The 24,657-nt window shown below is 64.1% G+C and carries 27 protein-coding genes and 1 pseudogene; 24 read left to right on the forward strand and 4 right to left on the reverse strand.

The features are described from left to right. Positions 1 to 89: 89 nt before the first annotated feature. The gene (repB, locus tag K9D25_RS21685; protein WP_244451112.1) at positions 90 to 1,085 is read right to left on the reverse strand and encodes a plasmid partitioning protein RepB; all 996 of its coding nucleotides are present in this window, start codon (positions 1,083 to 1,085) and stop codon (positions 90 to 92) included. A gap of 72 nt (positions 1,086 to 1,157) precedes the next feature. Continuing rightward, entirely contained in the window at positions 1,158 to 2,345 is a 1,188-nt protein-coding gene (gene repA, locus K9D25_RS21690; RefSeq protein ID WP_244450948.1) for a plasmid partitioning protein RepA, read from the reverse strand. Between the two features lie 384 nt (positions 2,346 to 2,729). Here repA and traI point away from each other — a divergent pair, with 384 nt between their 5' ends. From traI to K9D25_RS21760, 14 genes and pseudogenes are all read left to right on the forward strand, one after another. Beyond that, positions 2,730 to 3,353, forward strand: a complete 624-nt coding sequence (gene traI / locus K9D25_RS21695) for an acyl-homoserine-lactone synthase TraI (protein WP_244450949.1) — start codon at positions 2,730 to 2,732, stop codon at positions 3,351 to 3,353. 15 nt (positions 3,354 to 3,368) lie between these two features. Then, entirely contained in the window at positions 3,369 to 4,337 is a 969-nt protein-coding gene (gene trbB / locus K9D25_RS21700) for a P-type conjugative transfer ATPase TrbB (protein ID WP_244450950.1), read from the forward strand. Next, a complete protein-coding gene (locus K9D25_RS21705) occupies positions 4,327 to 4,698 on the forward strand; it encodes a TrbC/VirB2 family protein (RefSeq protein WP_244450951.1) in 372 nt (123 codons plus the stop codon). Before trbB ends, K9D25_RS21705 begins: the two co-directional genes overlap by 11 nt. Next, positions 4,691 to 4,990 (forward strand): conjugal transfer protein TrbD, encoded by a 300-nt coding sequence (locus K9D25_RS21710; RefSeq protein ID WP_244450952.1) that lies wholly within the window; start codon positions 4,691 to 4,693, stop codon positions 4,988 to 4,990. Before K9D25_RS21705 ends, K9D25_RS21710 begins: the two co-directional genes overlap by 8 nt. A 9-nt stretch (positions 4,991 to 4,999) precedes the next feature. Beyond that, a complete protein-coding gene (locus tag K9D25_RS21715) occupies positions 5,000 to 7,456 on the forward strand; it encodes a conjugal transfer protein TrbE (protein WP_244450953.1) in 2,457 nt (818 codons plus the stop codon). Between the two features lie 13 nt (positions 7,457 to 7,469). Then, complete coding sequence (trbJ, locus tag K9D25_RS21720) at positions 7,470 to 8,228, forward strand: P-type conjugative transfer protein TrbJ (RefSeq protein WP_244451114.1); 759 nt, start codon at positions 7,470 to 7,472, stop codon at positions 8,226 to 8,228. Continuing rightward, a complete protein-coding gene (gene trbK, locus K9D25_RS21725) occupies positions 8,225 to 8,425 on the forward strand; it encodes an entry exclusion protein TrbK (protein ID WP_244450954.1) in 201 nt (66 codons plus the stop codon). Before trbJ ends, trbK begins: the two co-directional genes overlap by 4 nt. Next, positions 8,419 to 9,609, forward strand: a complete 1,191-nt coding sequence (gene trbL / locus K9D25_RS21730) for a P-type conjugative transfer protein TrbL (protein ID WP_244450955.1) — start codon at positions 8,419 to 8,421, stop codon at positions 9,607 to 9,609. The genes trbK and trbL overlap by 7 nt, the downstream gene beginning before the upstream one ends. 18 nt (positions 9,610 to 9,627) lie before the next feature. After that, complete coding sequence (locus K9D25_RS21735; protein WP_203196879.1) at positions 9,628 to 10,287, forward strand: conjugal transfer protein TrbF; 660 nt, start codon at positions 9,628 to 9,630, stop codon at positions 10,285 to 10,287. 71 nt (positions 10,288 to 10,358) lie between these two features. Beyond that, positions 10,359 to 11,141, forward strand: a complete 783-nt coding sequence (trbG, locus tag K9D25_RS21740) for a P-type conjugative transfer protein TrbG (protein ID WP_244451115.1) — start codon at positions 10,359 to 10,361, stop codon at positions 11,139 to 11,141. 3 nt (positions 11,142 to 11,144) lie between these two features. Further along, positions 11,145 to 11,597, forward strand: coding sequence for a conjugal transfer protein TrbH (trbH, locus tag K9D25_RS21745; RefSeq protein ID WP_244450956.1), 453 nt, complete (start codon positions 11,145 to 11,147; stop codon positions 11,595 to 11,597). A 12-nt stretch (positions 11,598 to 11,609) separates the two neighbouring features. Next, complete coding sequence (trbI, locus tag K9D25_RS21750; protein ID WP_244450957.1) at positions 11,610 to 12,896, forward strand: IncP-type conjugal transfer protein TrbI; 1,287 nt, start codon at positions 11,610 to 11,612, stop codon at positions 12,894 to 12,896. 46 nt (positions 12,897 to 12,942) lie between these two features. Further along, positions 12,943 to 13,118, forward strand: a pseudogene (locus K9D25_RS21755) (carboxymuconolactone decarboxylase family protein); the annotation flags it as partial. A 109-nt stretch (positions 13,119 to 13,227) separates the two neighbouring features. Beyond that, positions 13,228 to 13,695, forward strand: coding sequence for a (R)-mandelonitrile lyase (locus K9D25_RS21760; RefSeq protein ID WP_244450958.1), 468 nt, complete (start codon positions 13,228 to 13,230; stop codon positions 13,693 to 13,695). Positions 13,696 to 13,859: 164 nt separating this feature from the next. Here K9D25_RS21760 and K9D25_RS21765 read toward each other — a convergent pair whose 3' ends face one another. Further along, positions 13,860 to 14,753: a LysR family transcriptional regulator gene (locus K9D25_RS21765; RefSeq protein WP_244450959.1), complete on the reverse strand. Its 894-nt coding sequence runs from the start codon at positions 14,751 to 14,753 to the stop codon at positions 13,860 to 13,862. Positions 14,754 to 15,115: 362 nt separating this feature from the next. Between K9D25_RS21765 and K9D25_RS21770 the strand changes: the two genes are divergently transcribed. From K9D25_RS21770 to traR, 3 genes are all read left to right on the forward strand, one after another. Next, positions 15,116 to 16,612: a carboxylesterase/lipase family protein gene (locus tag K9D25_RS21770; protein WP_244450960.1), complete on the forward strand. Its 1,497-nt coding sequence runs from the start codon at positions 15,116 to 15,118 to the stop codon at positions 16,610 to 16,612. 139 nt (positions 16,613 to 16,751) lie between these two features. Further along, on the forward strand, positions 16,752 to 17,717 hold the full coding sequence (locus K9D25_RS21775) for an SDR family NAD(P)-dependent oxidoreductase (protein WP_244450961.1): 966 nt from the start codon (positions 16,752 to 16,754) through the stop codon (positions 17,715 to 17,717). A 476-nt stretch (positions 17,718 to 18,193) separates the two neighbouring features. Beyond that, positions 18,194 to 18,895, forward strand: coding sequence for an autoinducer-binding transcriptional regulator TraR (traR, locus tag K9D25_RS21780; RefSeq protein WP_432207967.1), 702 nt, complete (start codon positions 18,194 to 18,196; stop codon positions 18,893 to 18,895). Positions 18,896 to 18,909: 14 nt separating this feature from the next. Here traR and K9D25_RS21785 read toward each other — a convergent pair whose 3' ends face one another. Continuing rightward, positions 18,910 to 19,230 carry a transcriptional repressor TraM gene (locus K9D25_RS21785; RefSeq protein ID WP_244450963.1) on the reverse strand — a complete coding sequence of 107 codons (321 nt, stop codon included), beginning with the start codon at positions 19,228 to 19,230 and terminating at the stop codon, positions 18,910 to 18,912. Between the two features lie 393 nt (positions 19,231 to 19,623). Here K9D25_RS21785 and K9D25_RS21790 point away from each other — a divergent pair, with 393 nt between their 5' ends. The 7 genes from K9D25_RS21790 to K9D25_RS21820 all read left to right on the forward strand — a co-directional run bounded on the left by K9D25_RS21790 (position 19,624) and on the right by K9D25_RS21820 (position 24,470). Further along, entirely contained in the window at positions 19,624 to 19,893 is a 270-nt protein-coding gene (locus K9D25_RS21790) for a hypothetical protein (protein WP_244450964.1), read from the forward strand. A 303-nt stretch (positions 19,894 to 20,196) separates the two neighbouring features. Beyond that, positions 20,197 to 20,592, forward strand: coding sequence for a (R)-mandelonitrile lyase (locus K9D25_RS21795; protein ID WP_244450965.1), 396 nt, complete (start codon positions 20,197 to 20,199; stop codon positions 20,590 to 20,592). After that, positions 20,589 to 21,125, forward strand: a complete 537-nt coding sequence (locus K9D25_RS21800; RefSeq protein WP_244450966.1) for a cyclophilin-like fold protein — start codon at positions 20,589 to 20,591, stop codon at positions 21,123 to 21,125. Before K9D25_RS21795 ends, K9D25_RS21800 begins: the two co-directional genes overlap by 4 nt. Before the next feature lie 12 nt (positions 21,126 to 21,137). Further along, positions 21,138 to 21,506, forward strand: coding sequence for a DUF2255 family protein (locus tag K9D25_RS21805; protein WP_244450967.1), 369 nt, complete (start codon positions 21,138 to 21,140; stop codon positions 21,504 to 21,506). 82 nt (positions 21,507 to 21,588) lie between these two features. Then, positions 21,589 to 22,572, forward strand: a complete 984-nt coding sequence (locus K9D25_RS21810; protein WP_244450968.1) for an aldo/keto reductase — start codon at positions 21,589 to 21,591, stop codon at positions 22,570 to 22,572. A gap of 46 nt (positions 22,573 to 22,618) precedes the next feature. After that, positions 22,619 to 23,356, forward strand: coding sequence for an SDR family oxidoreductase (locus tag K9D25_RS21815; protein WP_244450969.1), 738 nt, complete (start codon positions 22,619 to 22,621; stop codon positions 23,354 to 23,356). Between the two features lie 322 nt (positions 23,357 to 23,678). After that, positions 23,679 to 24,470, forward strand: coding sequence for a carboxymuconolactone decarboxylase family protein (locus K9D25_RS21820; RefSeq protein ID WP_244450970.1), 792 nt, complete (start codon positions 23,679 to 23,681; stop codon positions 24,468 to 24,470). Positions 24,471 to 24,657 lie beyond the last annotated feature (187 nt).

Consider the following 24,657-nt stretch of genomic DNA (forward strand, 5'->3'; position numbering starts at 1 on the left):
ACTGCGATTCGCGGAAGTGCGATTCTCTAGGTGCTCAATCTAGGAGAAGGGCTTCCGGAACTCGTTTCGGGGGCCTTTTTCTTTTGCGGTTACGGTTCCTCTCTCGGTTGGGTCGAATCCCGCCGGAACGCCTCGTAGAGGCGATCAAGGTTCTCCGACAAATAATCTCCGAATGCTCGCGCTTCCGAACTTTTGGCCTTGATCGCCAGAATGAAGCGTTTCGCATCCGCGGTGATATCAGCCGACACGGAGCCTCCGGTCGGCGACCAACTGCGCTTCTCGGGACCGGCCTGCGCCCGCGTTCGCGACCGAACTGCCTTGAGCCGCTGGACAAGGCGATCGAAGCGCGCATCGCTCGGAAGGGCAGCGAAGCCCTCTTCTTTGATCACCTCAAACGCGACGTCTTGGTTGGATGGCTTGTCCATCAACAGCTTAAACTCGTACCAACGATCACGGCCGACGCCCTTGGCCTCGCCGATCGCTTCAAGAATGCTCGCCGGCAACGCCGCGACCGACAGCATTTTCGACAAGGTGGTGCGATCGATCGAGAGCGCCTTGAGAATTATGGCATTGTCCTCGTCGTAGCGGAGACGGGCGAGGTCGGCAGCAAACAGCGCCCGCTCGATGAACGGTGCGTTCGACCGAGCCGAATTCTCCTGGCCGAGCGTCACGACGTGTTCGCGATCCACCATCTCCTTGACGACGGCCCGAACCTTTCGGCCCAGCGTCTTCGCGACCAGGAGGCGACGATGACCGAACACAGCCATATAGCGGCCGCTCGCCTTGGGATGAGGGCGGACGAGAATAGGGGAGTTCTGGCCGTTTTCGCGGATCGCCTCGAGGAGCTCATTGAACTCCTGCTCGTTGTGCGCTCGCCTATCGCGCACGAATGAGGCGTCGATCGTGTCGGGTTCGAGCTCAACGATCGTCTCGCCCGTGGCAAGCTTGTCGGCGCGCGCCGCCATTTCGTCCAGCGTGCCGAGTATTGAGCGCGACGCGCCCCTTGCCGCATATTCCACGACGGAACGTTCGGCGGGCTGATCCTTGTCAGTCAGTATACTGGCAAAGGGGTTCTTACGAGCCATCGCTCGACCTCACAATATCGTCTATCCGGTTGAAAATACGACGCCTTTTGACTGTTTTGACGGCGGTCAACATCACATCCGCCCCCATGCGCGGTGGATCAGTCCCTGGACTTCGAAATTCACAGCGTCCAAGGCCTCGATCGCGCGGTCGTAAGTGTCGCGACTAAAGCTCTTGCGCTCGACCTCGTAGAGCGTCTGCTTGGTCAAGCCGGCGTCGGAAATCGCCGTTGATTTCAGCATGGGATTCTTGAGCAGTTCCTGGGCCAGGACGGTCTGCATGAAGCCCAGCATTCGGGTCTGAGGCACATCGGTTGGCTCGAACCGGGTGATCAAATAGCGGAGCCAGTCGATCTTCACCGGAGCGCCTTTTTCGCGGATGGATTTGACGAAGTTCCCCAGCATGAGAAGGAACTGACTCATCGACATCAGGTCGAGCATCTGGGGATGGACCGTGACCAGCACGGAGGTCGACGCCGTCAGCGCGGTCAGAGTGAGGAAACCCAATTGTGGGGGGCAGTCGATCACGACGACGTCGAAGCGTTCATCGACCTCCGCGAGCGACCGTCCAAGCCGGCTATAGAACCTTTTACCTTCGTTCGACGTCTGCATCGAGAGGGGAGTGTCGAACTCAAACTCCTGCAGCTCGAGATTGGCCGGAATGATCTCCAGCAAAGGGAAATTCGTCGGCAGGATCACATCCGCGATCGGACGGCGCTTGTCGTCATATCGGATTGCATCATAGAGCGACGGATTCCCGTCCAGCTCCGGCTGAAAGCCATGCAATGCGGAGAGCGACGCCTGCGGGTCGAGGTCGACCACCAGAACACGATGCCCCGTCAGCGCAAGATGCTGCGCCAAATGTGCAGCCGTCGTCGTCTTGCCGGAACCGCCCTTGAAATTGACCACGGCGACGACCTGCAACTTCTCGCCCGGCTTTCGGAAGGGGACATATTTCTTGGCGTCCGAGCGACCGTTCTTGTCGAGATAGTGCCGCAACTCCATCATTTGCTCGGCCGTGTAGAAACGGCGGCCCGCCGCAGCAATGAGCGGCTCCGGTCCCTTTCCTTCGAGATGAAGCCGCTTGAGATTGTTGGGGCTAATCCCAAGGTAGTGTGCAACCTCGGACATCGGGAAGCGCCGCAACGTCTTCTTCGCGTCCGGCGGAAAGTTCTCCAGACGAAGCTGGTCGAGCCTCCGTGAGATCTCGGCGCCTTGGCCAAGGATCTTCTCATCAAATTCGAAAGGTGGAAGCGCACCCATTTCAACTGGCCTCGCGAGGAAAATAGCGCCAGAATGATGTGATCTGGCCAATTTAGCGCCAGTATCCCCGATTCTCCCGGCGTGGCAAGGAGAATAGAGTTAACAGGTCATTAACGCGAGGCGTCGGAGGGCGTCGCGCCTTCATCGGTTTATTCCGTTGAATCAGTTATTTAGCCGGACGCTGGGCGCACGCGCGGCGAGTACTGGCTAGTAAATCTATTAGCCCTGGGAGTTCGATTTTGGACGTTTCTCGCCCTCGATTTCCTCGTTCTCAGCGCGACTCAGCGCAGCTTCCGTCGAGTCGCACTCATAATTTCGCTAGTCGCGGCCATGTGCGCAAACGTGCCTCCTGTCTCCGAACACACTCGAATCGGAGCAATACTGATGCGGGCACTGGCTATTCCTGCCGATACGCATGATGACTTTGCTGATCTCGTCGATTCCATGCATCGACTTCGCGCCCGCGTATTCAAGGATCGATTGGGCTGGGCGGTCGATGTGAAGGATGGTCGCGAGAGAGACCAGTTCGACGGCTTCTCGCCAACCTACATCGTCGCGCTTTCCTCGAGCTCGCAGGTCATCGGCTGCGCGCGGCTGCTGCCGGCGGACGGGCCGACCATGATGGACGTGCTCTTCCCGGACCTGGCGGCCTCCGGCCTGTACAAGCCGAACCCCTTCATGGTCGAGAGTTCCCGCTTTTGCGTCGACACGGCGCTGGACGAGGGCAGGGCAGGGGGGTCGCTGCACGACGCGACGCTCACCATGTTCGCCGCGATCATCGAATGGGCGATGGTGAGCGGCTATCGGGAAATCGTCACGGGTACCGACCTTCGCGTCGAACGCATCCTCAGCCGCGCCGGTTGGCCAATGAAGCGGCTAGGGGAGCCGCGAAGGATCGGGGAGACGACCGCCGTCGCCGGGATCCTGCCGGCCGACCGACGCAGCTTCGAGCGCGTCCGGCCCACCTCGTACTTCTCGACGTTCTGCCCGCAGCTGCGCGCGGCCTGAGCCAGGAGGACGGTCATGGCCCAGCTTCGTTCCCATCCGCGCCTGGTCCGCAAACTGCAGGAGGCGCTCGGCGATCAACTCTGCATCGCCCTCGATGACGCCACCGTCGTCGAGATCATGCTCAACCCCGACGGGCGCCTCTTCATTGAGCGCCTCGGCCACGGCGTCGCGCCGGCCGGGCAGATGAACGCCGCCACCGCCGAGATCGTGATCGGGAGCGTCGCGCACGCGCTGCATTCTGAGGCCGACGAGGATCGCCCGATCGTGTCGGGCGAGCTGCCGATCGGCGGCCACCGCTTCGAGGGTCTGCTGCCGCCGGTCGTCGCAGCGCCGGCCTTCACCATCCGGCGGCGGGCATCGCGGCTCATTCCGCTCGACGACTATGTCGCGGCGAAGATCATGACGGAGCATCAGGCCTGCGTGATCCGCAACGCCATAACCTCCCGGATGAACATCGTCATCTCTGGCGGTACCGGCTCGGGCAAGACCACGCTCGCCAATGCGGTCATTGCCGAGGTCGTCGAATCGGCGCCGGACGATCGGATCCTGATCCTGGAGGACACGGCGGAGATCCAGTGTGCGGCGGAGAATGTGGTCGCCCTGCACACCAGCGACGCGATCGACATGGGCCGGCTGCTGAAAAGCACCATGCGTTTGCGCCCCGATCGCATCGTCGTCGGCGAAGTTCGCGACGGCGCCGCGCTCACGTTGTTGAAGGCCTGGAACACCGGCCATCCGGGCGGCGTGACGACAATTCACTCCAACACAGCCGAATCTGCGCTGCGGCGCCTCGAGCAACTCACAGCCGAGGCCAGCCAGCAGCCGATGCACCAAGTCATCGGCGAGGCCGTCGACCTCATCGTCTCGATCGAACGCACGCCGAAGGGCCGCGTCGTCCGCGATGTCCTGCACGTCGAGAGCTTCGTCAATGGCCACTATCGCACCGAGTCCTATTCGCCGAAGGAGGAACGCCATGTCGCGTGAACGTCTGTGCAAGCTTGCGCTCGCGGCACTGGCGCTCGCGCTGGTGCTCGCCGAGCCTGCCTTCGCCTCGGGCGGCGGCAGCCTGCCCTGGGAAGGCCCGCTGCAGCAGATCCAGCAGTCGATCACCGGGCCGGTCGCCGGCTTCATCGCTTTGGCCGCGGTCGCTGTAGCCGGTGGCATGCTCATCTTCGGCGGCGAGCTCAACGATTTCGCGCGGCGCCTCATGTATGTCGTGCTCGTCGCCGGCATCCTTCTCGGAGCCACCCAGATCGTTGCGCTGTTCGGCGCGAGCGGCGCCTCGATCGGCGACGTCGCGTCCTCGCCCTTTATCGAGCGGGCAGGGGAGGGCGGTCGTGGCTGAACCGGGATCGAACCTCGACCGCTCGCGCATCCATCGGGCGTTGTCGCGCCCGAACCTTCTCCTCGGCGCCGACCGCGAACTCGTGCTGCTGACCGGCCTCGCTGCGGCGATCCTGATCTTCGTCGTTCTGACGCCCTATTCGGCGCTGTTCGGGGTTGCGATCTGGGTCGTGGTGGTGGCGGCGCTGCGGATGATGGCCAAGGCCGACCCGATGATGCGCCGCGTCTATGCCCGCCACGTCGGCTACCGTCCCTACTACCGCCCGACGTCGACGCCCTGGCGGCGTTTCTGAGGACCGGCCATGGTGGCGTTGCGCTCCTTCCGCCATTCGGGCCCGTCTTTCTCCGATCTGGTGCCGTATGCCGCGCTCGTGGCGAACGGCGTCATCCTGCTCAAGGATGGGTCGCTCATGGCAGGCTGGTATTTTGCCGGGCCTGACTCCGAGAGCTCGACGGATGCCGAGCGCAACGAGGTGTCCCGGCAGATCAACGCGATCCTGTCGCGGCTCGGCACCGGCTGGATGATCCAGGTCGAGGCGGTGCGGGTTGCCACGTCGGACTATCCGGCGCGCGAGGAGTGCCATTTTCCCGATGCAGTCACCCGCGCGATCGACGACGAGCGGCGCGCGCGTTTTCAGGAGGGCAGGGGTCACTTCGAGAGCCGCCACGCGCTCATCCTGACCTGGCGGCCGCCCGAGCGCCGGCGTTCCGGACTTGCCCGCTATGTCTATTCCGACAGCGAAAGCCGTGCCGCACGCTATGCCGACACCGTCCTCGACAGCTTCCTGTCCTCGATCCGCGAGGTCGAGCAGTATCTCGGCAACGCGCTGTCGATCCGACGCATGGTGACGCGATCGGTCGAGGAGCGAGGCGGCTTCCAGACCGCCCGCTACGATGAGCTCTTCCAGTTCATCCGCTTCTGCATCACCGGCGAGAACCATCCCGTCCGCCTTCCCGAGATCCCGATGTATCTCGACTGGCTGGCGACGGCCGAGTTCAGCCACGGCCTCACGCCGATGGTCGACAGCCACTACCTCGCGATTGTCGGCATTGACGGACTGCCCGCGGAGAGCTGGCCCGGCATTCTCAATTCGCTCGACCTGATGCCGCTCACCTATCGATGGTCGTCGCGCTTCATCTTCCTCGACGATCAGGAGGCCCGCGCGCGGCTCGAGCGCACGCGCAAGAAGTGGCAACAGAAGGTCAGGCCGTTCTTCGACCAGCTCTTCCAGACGCAGTCGCGCTCCGTCGACCAGGACGCCATGGCGATGGTGGCGGAAACCGAGGACGCCATCGCCCAAGCTTCGTCGCAGTTGGTCGCGTATGGCTACTACACGCCGGTGATCGTGCTGTTCGACGACAACGAAACCCGGCTACGTGAGAAGGCGGAAGCCGTCCGCCGGCTCGTCCAGGCCGAGGGCTTCGGCGCGCGGATCGAGACCATCAACGCGACGGAAGCCTTCCTCGGCAGCCTGCCCGGCAACTGGTACGCGAACATCCGCGAGCCGCTGATCAACACCCGCAACCTCGCCGACCTGGTCCCGCTCAATTCGGTATGGTCGGGCGCGCCGACGGCGCCTTGCCCTTACTATCCGCCAGGCTCCCCGCCGCTGATGCTGGTGGCGAGCGGCTCGACGCCGTTTCGCTTGAACCTCCATGTCGACGATGTCGGCCATACCTTGATCTTCGGCCCGACTGGCTCTGGGAAGTCGACCCTGCTGGCCCTGATCGCCGCGCAATTCCGTCGCTACGCGCAGGCGCAGATCTTCGCCTTCGACAAGGGCCGATCCATGCTGCCGGTCACCTTGGCCGCCGCCGGCGATCACTACGAAATCGGAGAGAGCGACGGCGATGGCTCCCCGACGCTCGCCTTCTGCCCGCTGTCCGAGCTCGGCACGGACGGCGATCGGGCCTGGGCGTCCGAATGGATCGAGACGCTGGTAGCGCTTCAGGGTGTGACGATCACGCCCGATCATCGCAATGCCATCTCGCGTCAGATCGGCCTGATGGCGTCGGCGAATGGCCGCTCGCTCTCCGATTTCGTGTCGGGCGTGCAGATGAGGGAAATCAAGGAAGCACTGCATCACTACACGGTCGACGGACCGATGGGTCAGCTGCTCGATGCGGAAAGCGACGGGCTGTCGCTCCGCACCTTCCAGACCTTCGAGATCGAGCAGCTGATGAATATGGGCGAGCGCAGCCTCGTGCCGGTGCTGTTGTATCTGTTCCGCCGGATCGAGAAGCGGCTAACCGGCGCGCCGAGCCTCATCGTGCTCGACGAGGCCTGGCTGATGCTCGGTCACCCGACCTTCAGGGACAAGATCCGCGAATGGCTGAAGGTGTTGCGCAAGGCCAACTGCGCGGTGATCCTGGCGACGCAGTCGATTTCGGACGCCGAGCGGTCCGGCATCATCGACGTGCTCAAGGAATCGTGCCCAACCAAAATCTGCCTGCCGAATGGCGCGGCGCGTGAGCCGGGTACACGCGAGTTCTACGAGCGCATCGGCTTCAACGAGCGCCAGATCGAGATCGTCGCGACCGCGCTCCCGAAGCGGGAATACTACGTGGCTTCGCCCGAAGGCCGGCGGCTTTTCGACATGGCGCTCGGCCCGGTCGCGCTCTCCTTCGCCGGCGCCTCCGGCAAGGAAGACCTCAAGCAGATTGCCGCGCTGAAGGCCGAGCATGGCGACGGCTGGCCGGCGCGTTGGCTCCAACAGAGAGGAATAGGCGATGCGGAAGCCCTTCTTCACCAAAGCTAGTCTTGCCGCGTCGATGGCCCTCGTGGCGACGATGGCTCATGTCTCGCCAGCCCTCTCGGGATCGGCGACCGGCGGAGCCACCGAATGGACGCAGCTCCTGAACAACGGCGAGCTCGTGACGATGGTGACGAAGTCAACCGAGCAGATCAACAATCAAGTCACGCAGATCACGCAACTCGGGGAGCAGATCCAGAACCAGCTGCGTATCTACGAGAACATGCTGCAGAACACCGCCCAGCTGCCGAACCACATCTGGGGGCAGGTGGAGAACGATCTCAACCGGCTGCGCAGCCTTGCCGCTCAAGGGCAGGGTATCGCCTTCTCGATGAGCAATGCCGACGACGTGTTGAAGCAGCGCTTCCAGAGCTATGCCGACTTCAAGACCAACCTCCCCAACGGAGCGACCTTCGCCTCGACCTATCAGAACTGGTCGACGACCAACCGCGACACGATCGCCGGCACGCTGAAGGCGGCCGGCCTCACCGCCGAGCAGTTCTCGTCGGAAGAATCGACGATGAGCTCGCTGCGCACGATGTCGCAATCGGCCGACGGGCAGATGAAGGCGCTCCAGGTCGGCCACCAGATCGCCGCCCAGCAAGTCGCGCAATTCCAGAAGCTGCGCGGCCTCGTATCCCAGCAGACGACGATGATGGGGACGTGGTTCCAGTCCGAGCAAGCGGACAAGGATCTCGCGCAGGCCCGGCGCGAGCAGTTCTTCAACGCGACGACGCCAGGTGTCCGTGGCGGGCAAACGATGGAGCCGCGCTGGTGAGCCGGCCGGTCGTCATGGCAGCGCTGGCGGCGGTCCTCGCGCTCGTCGGCCTCACGGCGATCTGGTTCGTCGTCACGCCCCGGCCGGAGACCACAGCGCCGTCGGTGCAGGAGCAGCGCCAGCGCGCCGAGGACTTCCTCGGCGGCGATCCCAATCGCCCGGTGCGCGGCGGGCAGGAGATGAAACCACGATGGTAGTCACCCGTCCGTCGCGCGCGATCGAGATCAGCTTCATCGTCATTGCCCTCATCCTGCTCGCCAGCGCGCCGGCGCTCGCCCAGCAGGGGAGCGTACTCACGACGCTCGAGAACCAGGTCTCGACAGCCGCAAAAGGCTGGGAGACGACGGTCATGAATGCGGCGCGCTCCCTGTTCTGGATCCTCGCGGGCATCGAGGTGGGCATCGCCGCGGTGTGGCTCGCCCTGCAGGCGGCCTCGCTCGATGCCTGGTTCGCCGAGCTCGTGCGCCGGATCATGTTCATCGGCCTGTTCGCCTTCATCCTCGACAGGGGACCGAGCTTCGCCAAGGCGATCGTCGACAGCCTGTTTCAGATCGGAGCCGATGGCGGCTCGGCCTCGCCGGCGAACATCTTCGACGCCGGCATCCGTGTGGCCTCCAAGATGTCGGAGCAGGCAAAGTTCGGCCTGTTCGAGGACAATGCGCTCGCCATTGCCGCCGTCTTCGCCATGGTCATCGTCGTCATCGCCTTCAGCCTGGTCGCGGCGATCTTCATTGCGGTGATGGTCGAGATGTATGTCGGCCTTCTTGCCGGGATGATCATGCTCGGCCTCGGAGGTTCGTCCTTCACCAAGGACTTTGCCGTCCGCTACCTCGTCTATGCCTTCTCGGTCGGCATGAAGCTGATGGCGCTGGTGATGATCGCGCGTATCGGTTCGGAAGTGCTGCTCGGCCTCGCCGAAGCGCCGACGGCCACATCCGATCAGTTCATCACGACGCTCGCCATCGCCGGCATCTCCGTCGTCGTGTTCATCATCGCCATGTATGTGCCACCGATCGTCCAGGGCGTCGTACAGGGCGCCTCGATCTCCGGCGGCATGGAAGCGATCCGCCATGGCACGCAGGCCGCGACCTTCGCTGCCGGCGGCGCCTTCCTCGGCGCCAGCGCGGCAATGTCCGGCGCGTCGGCGGCGAGGAGCGCCCGAGCTGGTGGCTCCTCGATGGCGGGAGCAGCGTTGCGCGGCATGGCGGCCGGCATCGGCAATGCCGGATGGGCAGCCGGCTCGGCGGCCAAGGAAAAGGCGATCGCGGCGCCGGGCGCCTATGCCGGATCGCTGCTCGGATTGGCGAACGCCAAGCTCGATCAGTCGCGGCAGAAATCGCCGCCGCCACCGCCACCGCCACCGCCGATTCAGGACAAGTGAGGGGAGACGCGCTTCAGCATGGCCGCCAGTCCGCCCGACAATCCCTATATCGCCGCCCGCCAGGAATGGAACGAGCGCTATGGCTCCTATGTGAAGGCGGCGGCCGCGTGGCGTCTCGTCGGCATCACCGGCATGCTGATGGCCGTGGTCGGCTTCAGCTACGCGCTTTATCAGAGCACGCAGGTCAAGCTCGTTCCCTACATCGTCGAGGTCGACCGGCTCGGCACCGCGGTGACGGCCGGCTTCCCCCAGCAGATCGAATATGCTGACCCGCGCGTCGTGCGCGCGACGCTTGGCACCTTCGTCTCGAACTTCCGCAGCGTGACGCCCGACGCGGTGGTCCAGAAGCAATACATCGACCGCACCTACGCGCTGCTGCGCACCTCCGATCCGGCGACCGAGAAGATCAACGCCTGGTTCCGCGGCAATTCCCCCTTCGAGAAGGCGAGGAACGCGACGGTGGCGATCGAAGTCAACAACGTCGTGCCGCTCTCGAACCAGAGCTACCAGATCGACTGGACCGAATATGAGCGCGATCGGAAGGGCAAGGAGACCGCCGTGCGCCGCTTCCGCGGCATCGCGACCGTGACTCTGACCCCGCCGCAGGACGAGGGCGTCATCCGCCTCAATCCGATCGGTCTCTATCTGCGGGACTTCGAATGGACCGCCCAGCTGTGAAAGGCCCGCACATTCCGATGACAAGAGAAGGAACGATCATTGCCGCCACGCTGCTCGCGCTGTCGGCCGTCATGGCGATGGGTTTCGTCGCAGCGCCGGCCGCCGCCCAGGGGATGAGCGCGAACGAGGCCCGCGGCACCAACATCTCCGGACAGTGGCGCGGTTCGCGCGGGCTGGTCACCAGAGGGGCGGACGGAAAGGTGATCTTCCTCTATGGCGAGATCCAGCCCTCGGTCGTGTGCTCGCCCCTGCAGGTCTGCGATATAGAGCTGCAGGCCGGCGAGGTGGTGCGTGATGTGCTCGTCGGCGACACAGTGCGCTGGAAGGTCGAGCCGGCGACGTCCGGAGCCGTGGGCGGGCAGGCGATCCATCTGATCGTCAAGCCGGCCGAGCCGGGGCTTGTCACCTCGATGGTGGTGACGACGTCGCGGCGCACCTACCACATCCAGCTCAAATCGCATCAGAGCCAGTACATGGCGCGCATCGGCTTCGAGTACCCCGAAGACGTGTCGACCCGCCTTTCCGACATCAACGCGAGGCTCGAGGCAAGCACCATCCCGGGCGCCGGCGTGCCGGCCGAGCAGCTGAACTTCCAATACAGCGTCAGCGGCAATGCCGGCTGGCGGCCGACCCGCGTCTATTCGGACGGCCAGAAGACCTACATTCAGTTTCCGCGCTCGATGTCCGGACAGGACGCCCCGGTGCTCTTCGTCGTCTCCGGTGGCCAGAACCGCATCGTCAACTACCGCATGAAGGGCAACATGATGGTGGTCGACTACAACGTCGAGCGCGCCGTGCTCGTCTCCGGCGTCGGCTGGCACCAGGACAAGATCACCATCAGCAGGGGAGGGTAGGTGATGACCCAGCGACACCTCGTCCCCCGCCTCCTTGTCGTCGCCCTGGCCGCCGCGCTGCTCGCCGGCTGCCAGACCTTCGGAACCGAAGGCCTCGTGGCCAGCTCCGCGCCGCAGGAGATTTCAGGTCCCGCCGCTAGCGCCATCGCCGGCGACATGGTCAGCCGCCTGGCCGAACATGTCGGACCCGGAACCGGGACGATTCTGTTGAAACCGGACGGCTCCCCGTTTGGCGGTGCGCTGGAAGCCTCGCTGAAGGCCTGGGGCTATGCCGTGGTCAGCGATCAGAAGGCCGAAGGTGAGAAGCTCATCCCGCTCGCCTATGTGATCGGCAGCTATGACGGCCAGGTGCTCGCGCGCCTCTCGACGGGCTCGCTCGATCTTGGCCGCGCCTACACCGCGACCGCGGCCGGCGCGACGCCAACGAGTCCGCTTTCGGTCATGCAGCGCGGGTGAGGGGAGGGGAGCATGGTTCAATCCCTCAAGCTCGGCGGCGACGCCGCAGAACCGAAGATCCGGCGGATCAATCGCCTGCCGATCGTCATCGCGATCGTTCTGGTCGTCGCCTTTCTCGCCGTGATCATTTACGGGCTGAGCTCGCGCGGACTGTATTTCTCGCGCAACCCGTCGATCGAGCAGGCCGGCGGCGCACCTGCGTCGACCTATGCCGACCAGTTGAAGCGCGGCGTCTCGGACGGGATCATCGGCGATCCCGCGGAGGCGCCAGTGTTTCAGCCGACGCCGCCGGAGCGGACAGAGCCCGCGGCAGCGCCAAAGCCCGCTGTCGTGCAGCCTGAGCGGCAGACGGAAGGCGAGTCGGACGCCGCGTGGCGGGCGCGGCTCAAACGAGAGGCCGACGAGCAGTATTATCGCGAGCTCCAGCGACAGCGCATGGCGCGGATGCAGGCCAACGACACGGCCTATGACTCGCCGCTCGCGGTCAACGTCGACAAGCTGCGCAGCAACGCACGGAGCGATCCCGGCGCCGCGCAACCCGCCAGCGCCAGCGCCACGGGCGCCGGAGCGGCCGCCGATCTCTACGGCGCCGCGCTCCGCGCCGGCCTCACCGGCCAGAACCTCGACCCGAACGCCCAACGGACGAAGGAGGACTTCTTCAATGCCGACATCAAGGAGCTCGGCTATCTCCCCAACCAGGTCGTGCCACAGCGCTCGCTCTATGAGCTCAAGCGCGGCTCGGTGATCCCTGCGACGCTCATCACCGGCATCAACTCCGACCTTCCCGGCCGCATCACCGCGCAGGTCAGCCAGAACGTCTACGACAGCGCCACCGGGCACCGGCTGCTCATCCCGCAGGGAACGAAGCTGTTCGGTCGCTATGACAGCAAGGTCTCGTTCGGCCAGTCCCGCGTGCTCGTCGTCTGGACTGACATCATCTTCCCGAACGGATCGACGCTGCAGATCGGCGGCATGGCCGGGACCGATGCCGAGGGCTATGGTGGCTTCAATGACAAGGTGAACAACCACTATCTGAAGACCTTCGGGTCCGCGATCCTGCTCGCTATCATCGGCGCCGGCATGGACATGGCGATCCCGCAAAACAACAATCCGTTCGACAATGGAAACAGCGCCGAGGACGCCGCGCGGCGGAATTTCGCGGAGACCTTCGGTCGGGTCGCGGAGCGAACCATCAACAAAAACCTCGACGTCCAGCCAACGCTTGAAATCCGACCCGGTTACAAGTTCAACGTCCTCGTCGATCAGGACATCATTTTCCCTGGAATTTATCGTGGTTGAGCGGAGGGAGCTGCGGATTGGCTGTTTGATTCGATTGAACGAGGCCATAGCCAATGGTCAGGTCGCCCAGCTTCCTGGACATCTCAACCGTGCGCTGGACAAGGCCTGACGCAGGAACAGGCCGGGGAGGTCATCACGCAGATCGCCTTTTACGCCGGCTGGCCGCAGGCGTTCTCAGCAGGGCCGGTGGCGAAGCAGGTGTTCGAGAGCCGCCCGAAATAGCCGCCTCTCCAGAGCGGTGCTGGCAGCATCGCCAGCTTGTCTGAGCATCCTTCCCCCTGCGTCGAGCTTGCCTCCAGCTTGCCTCAACCCGACCGAAAGGACCTTTATCATGAAGAAGACCCTTATGGCCGCCGGCCTGACCGCGACCCTGGCCGGCGCTCCCGCCGTTGCTCAGACCGTCGATGTCTTCCCGAGCGGCCATACGCCGACCATCACCGGAAACGGGCAGAACTTTTCGGGCCATGTGGCCATAGACCTGCTCACCCCGTCGTCCGTGCAAACCCCGTCCTCGTCGGGCCTGGTCACCTTTGCGCCCGGCGCTCGTACCGCATGGCACACTCATCCGGCGGGGCAGATGCTTATCGTCACGGCCGGAACGGGCTGGGTCCGACAGGAAGGTCAGGATCGGCGCGTGATCAAGCCGGGCGACGTGGTGTGGATCCCCGCCGGCGTCAAGCACTGGCACGGCGCCACCGAGTCCAATGGCATGAGCCATTTTGCAATCACCTACATACAGGACGGCAAGAATGCCGATTGGCTGGAGCTCGTCACCGACGAGGACTATCGCGCGCAGTAATTCTGCGGAAAGCGATCGCACCGACGCGGCACGCGACAGCGATCAATCTAGCGGTGATCGACACGGCGCCGGTCCGACCAGGCCGGCATCTCGTCCGCGGCGACGATTTAGCGAGCCTGCCCCGATCGTCCGCCATTGGGCAGCGCGCAGCAGCGATGCTGCTTTCAGCCGCGATAGCGCATCGCTTCTACCAGGACGCTGAAAGCCGACGAAGGTTCCCGACGGCTCGGATAGTAGAGGTGGTATCCTGGGAAGGGCGAACACCAGTCCGCGAGAACCTGAATCAACCGGCCGTCGGCGATGAACGGCGCCGCCCGGTCCTCCGGTAGAAAGGCTAGGCCCAGACCAGAAAGAACAGCGTCCAGCATCGGACCGGAGCTGTTGTAGACCAGTTGTCCGTCGACCCGGACCTTCAGCTCACGCCCGTCCTTTTCGAATTCCCAGGCGTAGAGCCCGCCATAGGTCGGTAGCCGAATATTGATGCAGTTGTGGGTAATGAGGTCCTGCGGTTTGAGAGGTCCGGGACGCGTATCAAAGTATGATGGCGCCCCCACCACGACCATACGCATTTCCGGACCGACGGGCACGGCGATCATATCCTTGGCGACATGCTCGCCCAACCGGATGCCGGCATCGATACGTTGGGCCACGATATCGGTCAGGCCATAGTCAATGGTGATCTCCACCTTGATGTCGGGATAGGCGGGCAATATGCGCTCGAGGGCTGGCGCGATGATCGACCGAACCGCGTGCTCATCGGCGGTGAGCCGAATGGTGCCGGCTGGCTTCACGCGATACTCGCCCAAGGCGTTCATGCCGGCGATGATCCCCTCGAAATGGGGACCGATCGTCTGGAGCAAGCGGTCTCCCGCTTCCGTGGGCGCTACGCTTCGGGTGGTGCGGGCCAACAGGCGAACTCCCAGTCGCGCCTCCAACTGACGAATGGTGTAGCTGAGCGCGGGTTGGGAGACTCCAAGCTTTGCTGCCGCCCGGGTGAAGCTGCTCTCCTCGGCCACCACGAGAAAGGCTTGCAGATCGCCCAGATCATCCCGCTGCATTCATAACGCTCCTTTATAAGGCTATGCAGCATTTACCATCTAGTGACGGGCGGCGGCAAAGGCTAAAAAGCGGTCTCGTCGCCCGTCGAGCTCCGATTGCTGAACGTGCGTGACCCGTATCAGCCTGACCGATCTGTTTCACTGGGAAGCGTTGCACCTGATGCCTGCGCGCAAATCCCGGTCGTGAGATCCCTTATCCGGCCATCGGAAGTGCCCAGCACGAGATGATGCTTTTGCGGTGCCAGAAAATATGAAAGAAATACATGACCGATCGCCTTTGGCCGCGACGTATACTGGCGATAGGTGCTGTAGCAGCGGGCTTTGCATGTGCCTCGCCTAGCTTGGCTCAAGGACCGCTTGCGGTGGCCACGACATCGGGCAGACTGGTCGGGGCGAGCGCCGGCGGCATCGAAACCTGGCTTGGCATCCCCTATGCCGCGCCTCCCGTGGGGCCGCTACGCTGGCAGCCGCCGCAGCCCCCCGCCCCCTGGCAAACGCCTACGAAGGCAAATGCACTGCCGAGCAGCTGCGCCCAGAATGCCGATCTCGGACCTTTCGCGCGCGCGGGCGGAAGCGAGGACTGCCTGTACCTCAACGTCTATCGCGCTGAGGGCGCCGGACAGAGTGACGAAAAACGCGCGGTATTCGTGTGGATCCATGGCGGTGCGCTGCAGGTCGGTCAGGGCGGCGACTATGACGCCTCGAAACTGGCCCGGCAGGGCAACGCAATCGTCGTCACCCTGAACTATCGGCTTGGCGTGTTCGGCTTTCTGGCGCATCCCGCGCTCGACGGCGAAGGCCACCAATTCGCCAACTACGGGTTGATGGACCAGCAGGCAGCGCTTCGCTGGGTTAAAGAGAACATCGCTGCGTTCGGCGGCGATCCCAACAACGTCACGATCTCAGGTGAATCCTCGGGCGGCAACAGCGTGCTGGCGCATATCGCCTCACCGGCATCAAAGGGACTGTTCCAGCACGTCGTCGCCATGAGCGGTGGCGGGATCATGACCCGGCATCCGGCATTTGGCTCGCCTCAACCGCTGGACGCGGCTCGCGAGAAGGGCGTGGGCTTCGCCAGGACCGTCGGCTGTGAGCGAAGCGGCGCCGATTGCCTCCGGGCGCTGTCGACGAAGCAGGTGCTCGACGCCCAGGCGCCCTACATGATGTTCGAATTTATCATCGACGGACAGTCGCTGCCGATGCATCCCGCCGACGCCTATCGCGAGGGCAGGATCAACCGGGCAACCCTTGTCACCGGCAGTACCCGCGACGAAGGCCGCTTCTTCGCCGCGCTGCCCGAGCTGATCAGCGGCAAGGCGATGACGGACGCGGACTATCCCGTCTGGATCGAGCGCCTGTACGGCGCGAAGCTCGCCCCGGAGGTGCTGCGCGAATATCCGCTCGAGCGCTACGACAGCGCCAGCGAGGCCTATGCTTCCGCGAACACCGACAGCATGTTCGCGTGTTCGGGGCTGGCGATGAACCGTGTGCTGGCTGATCAGCTTCCGGTCTATGCCTACGAGTTCAGCGACCGCACGGCGCCGTCCTATGTCGGCCCAACCTCGTTCCCGCTGCTGGCAGCGCACACCTACGAGCTGTCCTATGTGTTCCCGGGCTTCAGGGGCGGCAGTGACATTCGGCCGATCCTGAACCCGATGCAGGAGAAGCTGTCGGACGAAATGGTCGGCTACTTCGCCAATGTCGCCGGACTGGCGGCGACGCGGGGCAACGAATGGCCGCGCTTCGATCCCAGGCAGAACAACTTCATGACCTTCGCGCTTCCTGCCTCGCGGATGGTGTCGGGCCGCTTCGTCGAGGCGCATCACTGCGCCTTCTGGGATCAGACTGGCGTCTACTGAGCAGCTGGCACCAGATTGCGGCATCAGCGTTCTCAACCAAACCGGGTTGAGGCTCTGCCTCAAGGTCGAGGCTCGTGCGGCCCGTCTGGCCTCCAAGAAGGACTATCAGCCCGTCTGGCCTCCAAGAAGGACTATCAACATGACCAACAATTTCGGATTCACGTCGACCACGGATGAGGTGCTCGCCAGAGTCGATCTCAAGGGCAAGCGCGTCCTGGTGACCGGCGTATCTTCGGGTTTGGGCGTCGAGACGGCCCGTGCGCTCGTTGCGCATGGCGCCGAGGTGGTCGGCGCGGCGCGCAACCTGGCCAAGGCCAAGCAGGCGACAACCGTCGTCCGGGCGGCGGCGGCATCAGGCGAAGGCGGGTTCGATCTGGTCGAGCTTGACCTGGCAGATCTGGCGAACGTGCGCGCCTGTGCGCAACGCCTGTCGGATGATGGTCGGCCCTTCGATATCGTGATCGCCAACGCGGGCGTCATGGCGACGCCCTTCGGCCATACCGCGGACGGCTTCGAGATGCAGTTCGGCACCAACTTCCTCGGCCACTTCGTCTTCGTGAACCGCATCGCGCCTCTGCTGCGCGAAGGCGGTCGGCTGGTGATGCTATCTTCAGGCGCCCACCACATCGCCGATGTCGATCTGAACGATCCAAACTTCGAACACACGCCTTATGATCGCTGGGTCGCCTATGGCAGATCCAAGACGGCCGATGCGCTTCTCGCCGTCGAGTTCGATCGACGCCATCGCACCGCCGGTGTTCGGGCTGTCGCGGTGCATCCGGGCGGGATCAAGACTGAGCTGCAGCGGCACTATCCTCAGGAGGAAGAGGAAGCGCTGGTCGCTTCGATGAACGCGGCCAGAGCTGCCGCTGGCCAGCCGCCGTTTTACTACAAGACGATCCCGCAGGGAGCCGCGACCTCGGTCTGGGCGGCGGCCGCCGCGGCCGCCGATCAAGCTGGCGGGCGCTATTGCGAGGACTGCCATGTCGCCGAAATCGACGACAGCGACGGCATGCACGATGGCGTCCGCTCCTATGCGACCGATCCCGCCCATGCCAAGGCACTGTGGGCGAAGGGCGAGGAACTGGTCGGCGAGCAATTCTGACCAGTCGGTAGCCAGCAGCCGCCCGCGTCCGACGAGCCCGGCGCGAGGCCGAGAGCCAAGCCGCGGCCGAGATTTCCATGGCCGCATTGATCGCTCGCTGCAATACGGCCGAGGGTGAGACCGGTCGCTGAGAATGCCTGATGTGAGCGTCAACGAACCGGTTGCGGAACGGTCTGCCGTCCTGGAAATCTCTTACCCCCAGCCGCTAGGCACACGGCCGAGAATGTAGATAACCCAAACTGGGCCAATCAAACCGTCGCCCGAGAGCGCGGCGGCGGATTTGACTAAGCAAACTTCCATTGGGCGAGACCTGTTTGCCGACCATACGTCCGGAGAGCTCCAGCGAGCTCTTCGTCGGTGGACGGTCTTCAGCGAGAAGGGCGCATAGGCAATCCGACATGACAGCCGTCAAGGCCAGTGCTTACGGGTCGTTGAAGGAATAGGACCGGAGAAACCGCAATATGGAGGAAGACCAGATGAGAACTTGGTTCCAGCGGCTGACGGACGTCTCATCCCTGGCGCGCACCGAGCCGATGCTCAAGGAAACGCTGGCGGAGATGGTGCAGGATCTTGGCTTCGATTGTTACGCCTATCTGAACGTCCAGCCCGTGCGTGTCTTCGCAGTTTCCAACTACCATCTCGAGTGGCAAGGCCGATATCTGACGCAGAATTTTGCAAGGATTGACCCGGTGGTCGCGATGGCGAAGGAACAAATGAAAGCCTTCACATGGGCGGCGGGCGCCCCGCGGTCGCTGTCAAAGCCGTTGCGGCGCTTCTATTCCGAAGCAGGCGATTTCGGAATCAGGTCCGGGATTTCGATCCCGATCCGAACGGCGTTCGGACATATGTCGATGCTGACGCTCGCGTCGCACAAGCCGTCATTGCGCCTGGAGACCGATATCGACCAGATCGCGGCGGTGACAGCCGTTGCCCAGCTGCACGCGAAGATGGAGCAGCACGATGCCGAGCCCACGGCCAGCGTGGAAATCGACCTGAAGGCGAAGCAGGCTCTGTGCCTGAAATGGTCCGCCGAAGGAAAGACGATGAAGGATATCGCCTCCATCGAGGGCATGTCGTTCGCGACGGTGAATTTTCACCTGAACAATGCCCGCAAGGCGCTCGATGCCGGAAGTCTGGCACAGGCGACGGCGCTCGCCACGAAGCTCAAGCTGATCTGAACGGGCCGTTTCCGTCAGTCCGCCGGCACCGGCGGGACATGACCGAGGACATCGAGGAGGGTCGAGAGGAGGGTCTGCTGGGCGTGCATGTCGATCATCGCGCTGACATAGGCGATGCGGGCGGGACCTACGGTGTCGCAACAGGAGGAAGACGGCGCTTTTCGCCATTCCTCATATTTCGCCTCGGCGGTATCGCGAAGGCTCCGATGCCTCTTGATTGCCTGAATCGTGATCTGTTCGAGATCCCGTTTCGGCAGATGCTCGGTCAGGCCGACGACCGGCCTCAGCGTCACCTTGTGCTCCGGCTGCACAGCGCAGTTCGTGTCGTTGCCCATCCGCCTTCTTCTTCAAAGGTCGTCCGCGGTGCGCCCCCGCAAACGTCATCCCTGATCCCAAGCCGGGGGTTAGAAAACCGCGACTAGACGGTCCCTATGACCTTTAGCACCGAGGCGCCTGGACATGCGTCACAGGCCCCCGGCCACGATGGTCAGAGGATCCTGGCGCCGCAACGGCCGACGCCAACCGCTAGTCGAGGGCTTTCTAAGGCCCCGGGCAGCGCGTACTGCCCTGGCGCCCTTATAGAGAGGAGATGTCGCAATCGCTAGAGCGAAGCGGTGGATCGCGCAGAAGCGAATACTCAAAGGCTAGTTTGAGCGAGGTCCTCTCCAACGCGGCGTGGCGAGGAAAGTCATGCGCGCAATTATCAGTGGCGAGTCGATAGCTAGAGAATGGACAAGAACGGCAAAAGCACAAAGCGGCTTCCGCAGACCATCGCCACCGCACTGCTTTTCGGCCGTCATGCGCGGGGCGGCGGAAGGACGCCGCGCGAGCGCGCAGGCAATCTCACACTTATTGCCGCGTCCTATTCACGCGACGAGATTCTCGGCGAACGCGGATCGGGCCCACAAGTGCCGATCGCATCGAGCAGTGGTTGTCGGCGCAAGGACTCGCATTCCGCCAATCCGGCAATTACCATTCATTTTGATATAACTTATTGATAATAATCCATAATGTTGGTTATGCGAGTGTGACGCCAGCACGTTCGCCAGCGACTCGAAGCCGAGAGCTGGACGCTATCCGGCTGTCCGCGATCGTGCTGGGTGAGTTGGAGTTCGGCGCCCATGGCGCTAAGTGAGGGCCAATGCGAGCCGCGCCGAGCGCGCTTGCACGAATTCATGAACAGAGCTCATGGCTCTATGCGAATTCTCCCGCCTAATCCCTCGCGGGCCACAAAGCTATATTGCGTGTCTCGATCAGCGAAGGTGGTGGCGATCAGAGCTCGCCACCGACGGAATCTTGCAATGGACATCAAAAGAATTGGGTCGTGGCCCTCCGCCAAGGGGCCCGGCGAATACTTCACCGGAACGGTGCGCATCGACCCGCTCTTCCAAGCTGAGGATCCGGCGCGGGTGATGGGAGCAAGCGTGACGTTCGAGCCGGGCGCACGAACCGCCTGGCACACGCATCCCCTCGGGCAGACGCTGATCGTGACGTCGGGTCTCGGTCGCGTGCAGCGCGAGGGCGGTCCGATTGAGGAGATCAGGCCCGGTGACGTGGTCTGGTTCGCGCCGGGCGAAAGGCATTGGCACGGTGCGTCGCCGAGCGTGGCGATGACGCACATTGCCATTCAGGAGCAGCTCGACGGCCGCGCGGTCGACTGGCTGGAGAAGGTCAGCGACGCCGAGTACGGCGGATGAAAGTGGGCACCGGGATGCGGTGGTACCGGCGCGGGTCGGGATCAAGGCGCATTGCCCTGTTCGCCATTGCGCTGCTGTTTCCCGGTCTCGTGAGCTACCGGGCGGGAATTGCCGGGGCGGGCGGCGCGCCGACGGACGCGGGCATTGTGGCTCAGGCGACGGATGAACGAACGCCGACGATGAAGATCCGCATGACGATCAACGGGAACACCAGCGTCGCTAGGCTCGACGACACACCGGCGGCCGCCGACTTTGCGTCGCTGCTGCCGCTGACCGTGACGCTGAGCGACTACCATTCGATCGAGAAGATCAGCGACCTTCCCAAGCGTCTGTCGCATGACGGCGCACCGTCGGGTTACGAACCGGAGGTCGGCGACGTCGCCTACTACGCGCCCTGGGGAAATCTCGCGATCTTCTATCGGGACTTCGGCTATGCGCGCGGCCTTGTCAGGCTCGGCACGATCGAGTCCGGCCTGGACGCCCTCACCCAGTCCGGCCCGCTGGCCACCGCGATCGAACGCATCGAACCGTAAGGAGGATCGCCCATGCCATGGACAAGGGACGAACTGAGCAAAATCGCCGCGACGGACGATCTGCGCATCGCGCCGTTCCGCGAGGACGGCTCAACCTATGGAACGCCGACCTATATCTGGTCGGTCGTGGTCGACGATGCGCTCTACGTGCGTGCCTATAGTGGCCAAAGCTCGCGCTGGTACAAGGCGGCGATTGGCCAGCAAGCCGGACGCATCAGCGCCGCCGGCGTGACCCGGGAGGTCGCGTTCGATCCGGCTGACGGTGCCATCGGCGATCGCATCGACGCAGCCTACCGATCCAAATATGCCGGCAGCCCCTATCTCGATCCGATGATCGGCGCGCGTGCGCGCGCCGCCACCGTCAAGATCACGCCGCGCTAGCGGGCCTCAGCCCGATGCTCTGCGCAGCCGGATGCACAAGCGCAACGGGGCCTAAGAGCGAGTCATGATGAAAGGACATGCCATGCGGAAGCGCACTCTAGGACGATCCGGTCTCGAGGTGTCAGCGCTCGGTCTCGGCTGCATGGGGCTGGGCTACGCCTATGGTCCTGCCCCCGAAAGGCCGGCCGCCATTTCGTTGATCCGCAAGGCTTTCGAGCTCGGGATCACCTTCTTCGACACGGCCGAGGCCTACGGTCCCTTCACCAATGAGGAACTGCTCGGGGAGGCGCTCGCGCCGGTACGCGATCATGTGGTCATCGCCACCAAGTTCGGTTTCCGCGACGGTCTTCCGGGGGCGGATCTCGACAGCCGCCCCGCGCGCATCCGCGAGGTGGCCGACGCGGCGTTGAAGCGCTTGAGGACGGACCGCATCGACCTGTTCTATCAGCACCGCGTTGACCCCGCCGTGCCGGTCGAGGACGTCGCCGGCGCGGTGAAGGAGCTGATCGCGGCGGGCAAGGTCAAGCATTTCGGGATGTCGGAGGCGGGCGTCGAGTCCATCCGGCGCGCCCACGCCGTCCAGCCGGTCGCGGTCCTGCAGAGCGAGTACTCCCTATGGTGGCGCGAGCCGGAGAACACGATCTTCCCGGTGCTCGAGGAGCTCGGGATCGGCTTCGTCCCGTTCAGCCCGCTCGGCAAGGGCTTCCTGACCGGCGCGATCAACGAGACCACGCGCTTCGACAGCACCGATTTCCGGAACACCGTGCCGCGATTTACGCCGGAGGCGCGCAGAGCCAACCAAGTAGTGGTCGATTTTCTCGGCGCGATCGCCGCCCGCAAGCGCGCGACGCGCGCCCAGATCGCGCTTGCCTGGGTGTTGGCACAGAGGCCGTGGATCGCTCCTATTCCCGGCACCACCCGACTTGAGCGCCTCGAAGAGAACCTCGGCGCCGTCGCTATCGAGCTGACGGCGGACGATCTCGACGCGATCGCCGCTGCCCTGTCACGGATCATCGTTCAGGGCGAACGCTATTCGCCCGACCGGCAGAAGCTGGTCGGGCGCTGAGGTGAGCAAACCCGCCCAGCCTGGGCGGAGCCGTGAGGAACTGAACATGACACAGGGAATCGACAACAAGGTGGTCGTCATCACCGGCGCCAGCAGTGGCCTCGGCGCCGAGACGGCGCGCCATCTGGCGAAGGCCGGCGCCAAGGTGGTGCTCGGCGCGCGCCGGCTCGACCGGCTCGAGGCGCTCGCGGGGGAACTCGGCCTGCCGGCCGGCGCGGTCCTCAAGACCGACGTCACCGACCGGGAGCAGGTCAAGGCGCTGGTCGACCGCGCCGTCGAGCTTCACGGTCGGATCGACGTGATCCTCAACAATGCCGGCGTCATGCCGAGCTCGATGCTCGACAAGCTGAAGATCGACGAGTGGGATCGGATCATCGACGTCAATATCAAGGGCGTCCTTTACGGCATCGCGGCGGCGCTGCCGCTCATGCAGGCGCAGAACGCGGGCCAGATCATCAACGTCTCCTCGGTCGCCGGCCACAAGGTCGGCCCGGGCGGCGCCGTCTATGCCGGCACCAAATGGGCGGTCAGGGCAATCTCGGAAGGCCTGCGCCAGGAGGTGAAGTCCTGGAACATCCGCACCACCATCGTCTCGCCGGGCGCAGTCGCGACCGAACTCACGGATACGATCACCGATCCGGACGTCGCCGCCGGCATGAAGACGGTTTACGAGCGTGCCATCCCGGCAAGTTCTTTCGCCCGCGTAGTGGCGTTCGCGATCAGCCAGCCTGACGACGTGGACATCAACGAGGTCGTCTTCCGGCCCACCAGCCAGATGTATTGATCGCGCGACCCGCGCGTGGCCGGAGCGGCGCATGCCATTCTCGTTCTTGAGGGGACGCGCCCGGCCGGCAGCTCGGATCGCATCCGGGCTCCGTCCCGCATCCTGCGCTGGCACGGCCGCCGGCAAGAACGAGCGTGCGCGCCAATTATGATCAGGTCTCATAAGTCCAATCGATCCGACGCCTCTAATTCTTTCCGGCCAGGCAGCTAGGATCAGACTGGCCGGCCAGCGTTTCTTTGGACCGGAATGAGCGGGAGACGCGAGGGCGTCGGCCGCGAAGCGTGCGCGGGGTCGCCCCAACTGCAACGGAGATAGAGGTGCCATGAATCTGCTGACCGCAACACTCGTATCTGTCGCCCTCGCCACTCCGGTCTTCGCTCAAGGAACCGCCAACGTGCCCACGCCCCCGCAAAGCGCCACCGCGCTGTCCGCGGCCGACATCCAGTCGGTCTCCCCTGCCCTGGGCAGATATGCGCAGGAGGACGTCGTCGGCAGCCTCTGGGAGCGTCCCCAGCTGTCCCGTCGCGACCGCAGCGTCGTGACCGTGGCGATCCTGATCGCCCGCAACCAGACCGCCGACCTGCCGCACTACATCAACGTCGCCCTCGACAGCGGCGTGACCCCGCGCGAGCTGTCCGAGATCATCACGCACCTCGCCTTCTATGCCGGCTGGCCGAATGCGATGGCAGCGGTTGCCGTCACCAAGGACATCTTCGCTCGGCGTGGGATCGGGGTAGACCAGTTGCCCGACGCATCGCCACAGCTTCTGCCGCTCGATGAGAAGGGAGAGGCCGCGCGCGTCGCCAGCGTGCAGGGTCTGCTTGGAACCGCTTCTCCTGGCCTGGAGCAGTTCACCACCGATCCGCTCTTCAAGGATGTGTGGCTGCGTCCGGATCTATCGCCGCGCGACCGCAGCCTGGTGACGATCACCTCGCTGATGGCCAACGGACAGGTCGCTCAGTTGGCCGGTCATCTCAACCGAGGGCTCAACAATGGCCTGACGCAGGAACAGGCCGGAGAGGTGGTCACGCAGGTCGCGTTCTATGCCGGGTGGCCCAACGCGTTCTCCGCCGGCCCCGTGGCCGTCGAGGTCTTCAAGAGCCGCGCCAAGTGAGGCTGGTCGTCGAGCTGGTGGCTGCCGTGACCGGGCCTCATGCGCCGTACGGTAAGCACGGTTGTCGGCGCGATCCCGTCATAGCGCGGCAAGTATTCCGTTGGCCGCCGCGCGGTCACAGAAACGAGCACGCTATGGAAGTGACGATCTATGGCACAACGCGCTAGGTGGATACAGGGTTGGAGCC

Origin of the sequence: Ancylobacter polymorphus (genome assembly GCF_022836935.1) — a bacterium.
Taxonomy (GTDB): domain Bacteria; phylum Pseudomonadota; class Alphaproteobacteria; order Rhizobiales; family Xanthobacteraceae; genus Ancylobacter; species Ancylobacter polymorphus_A.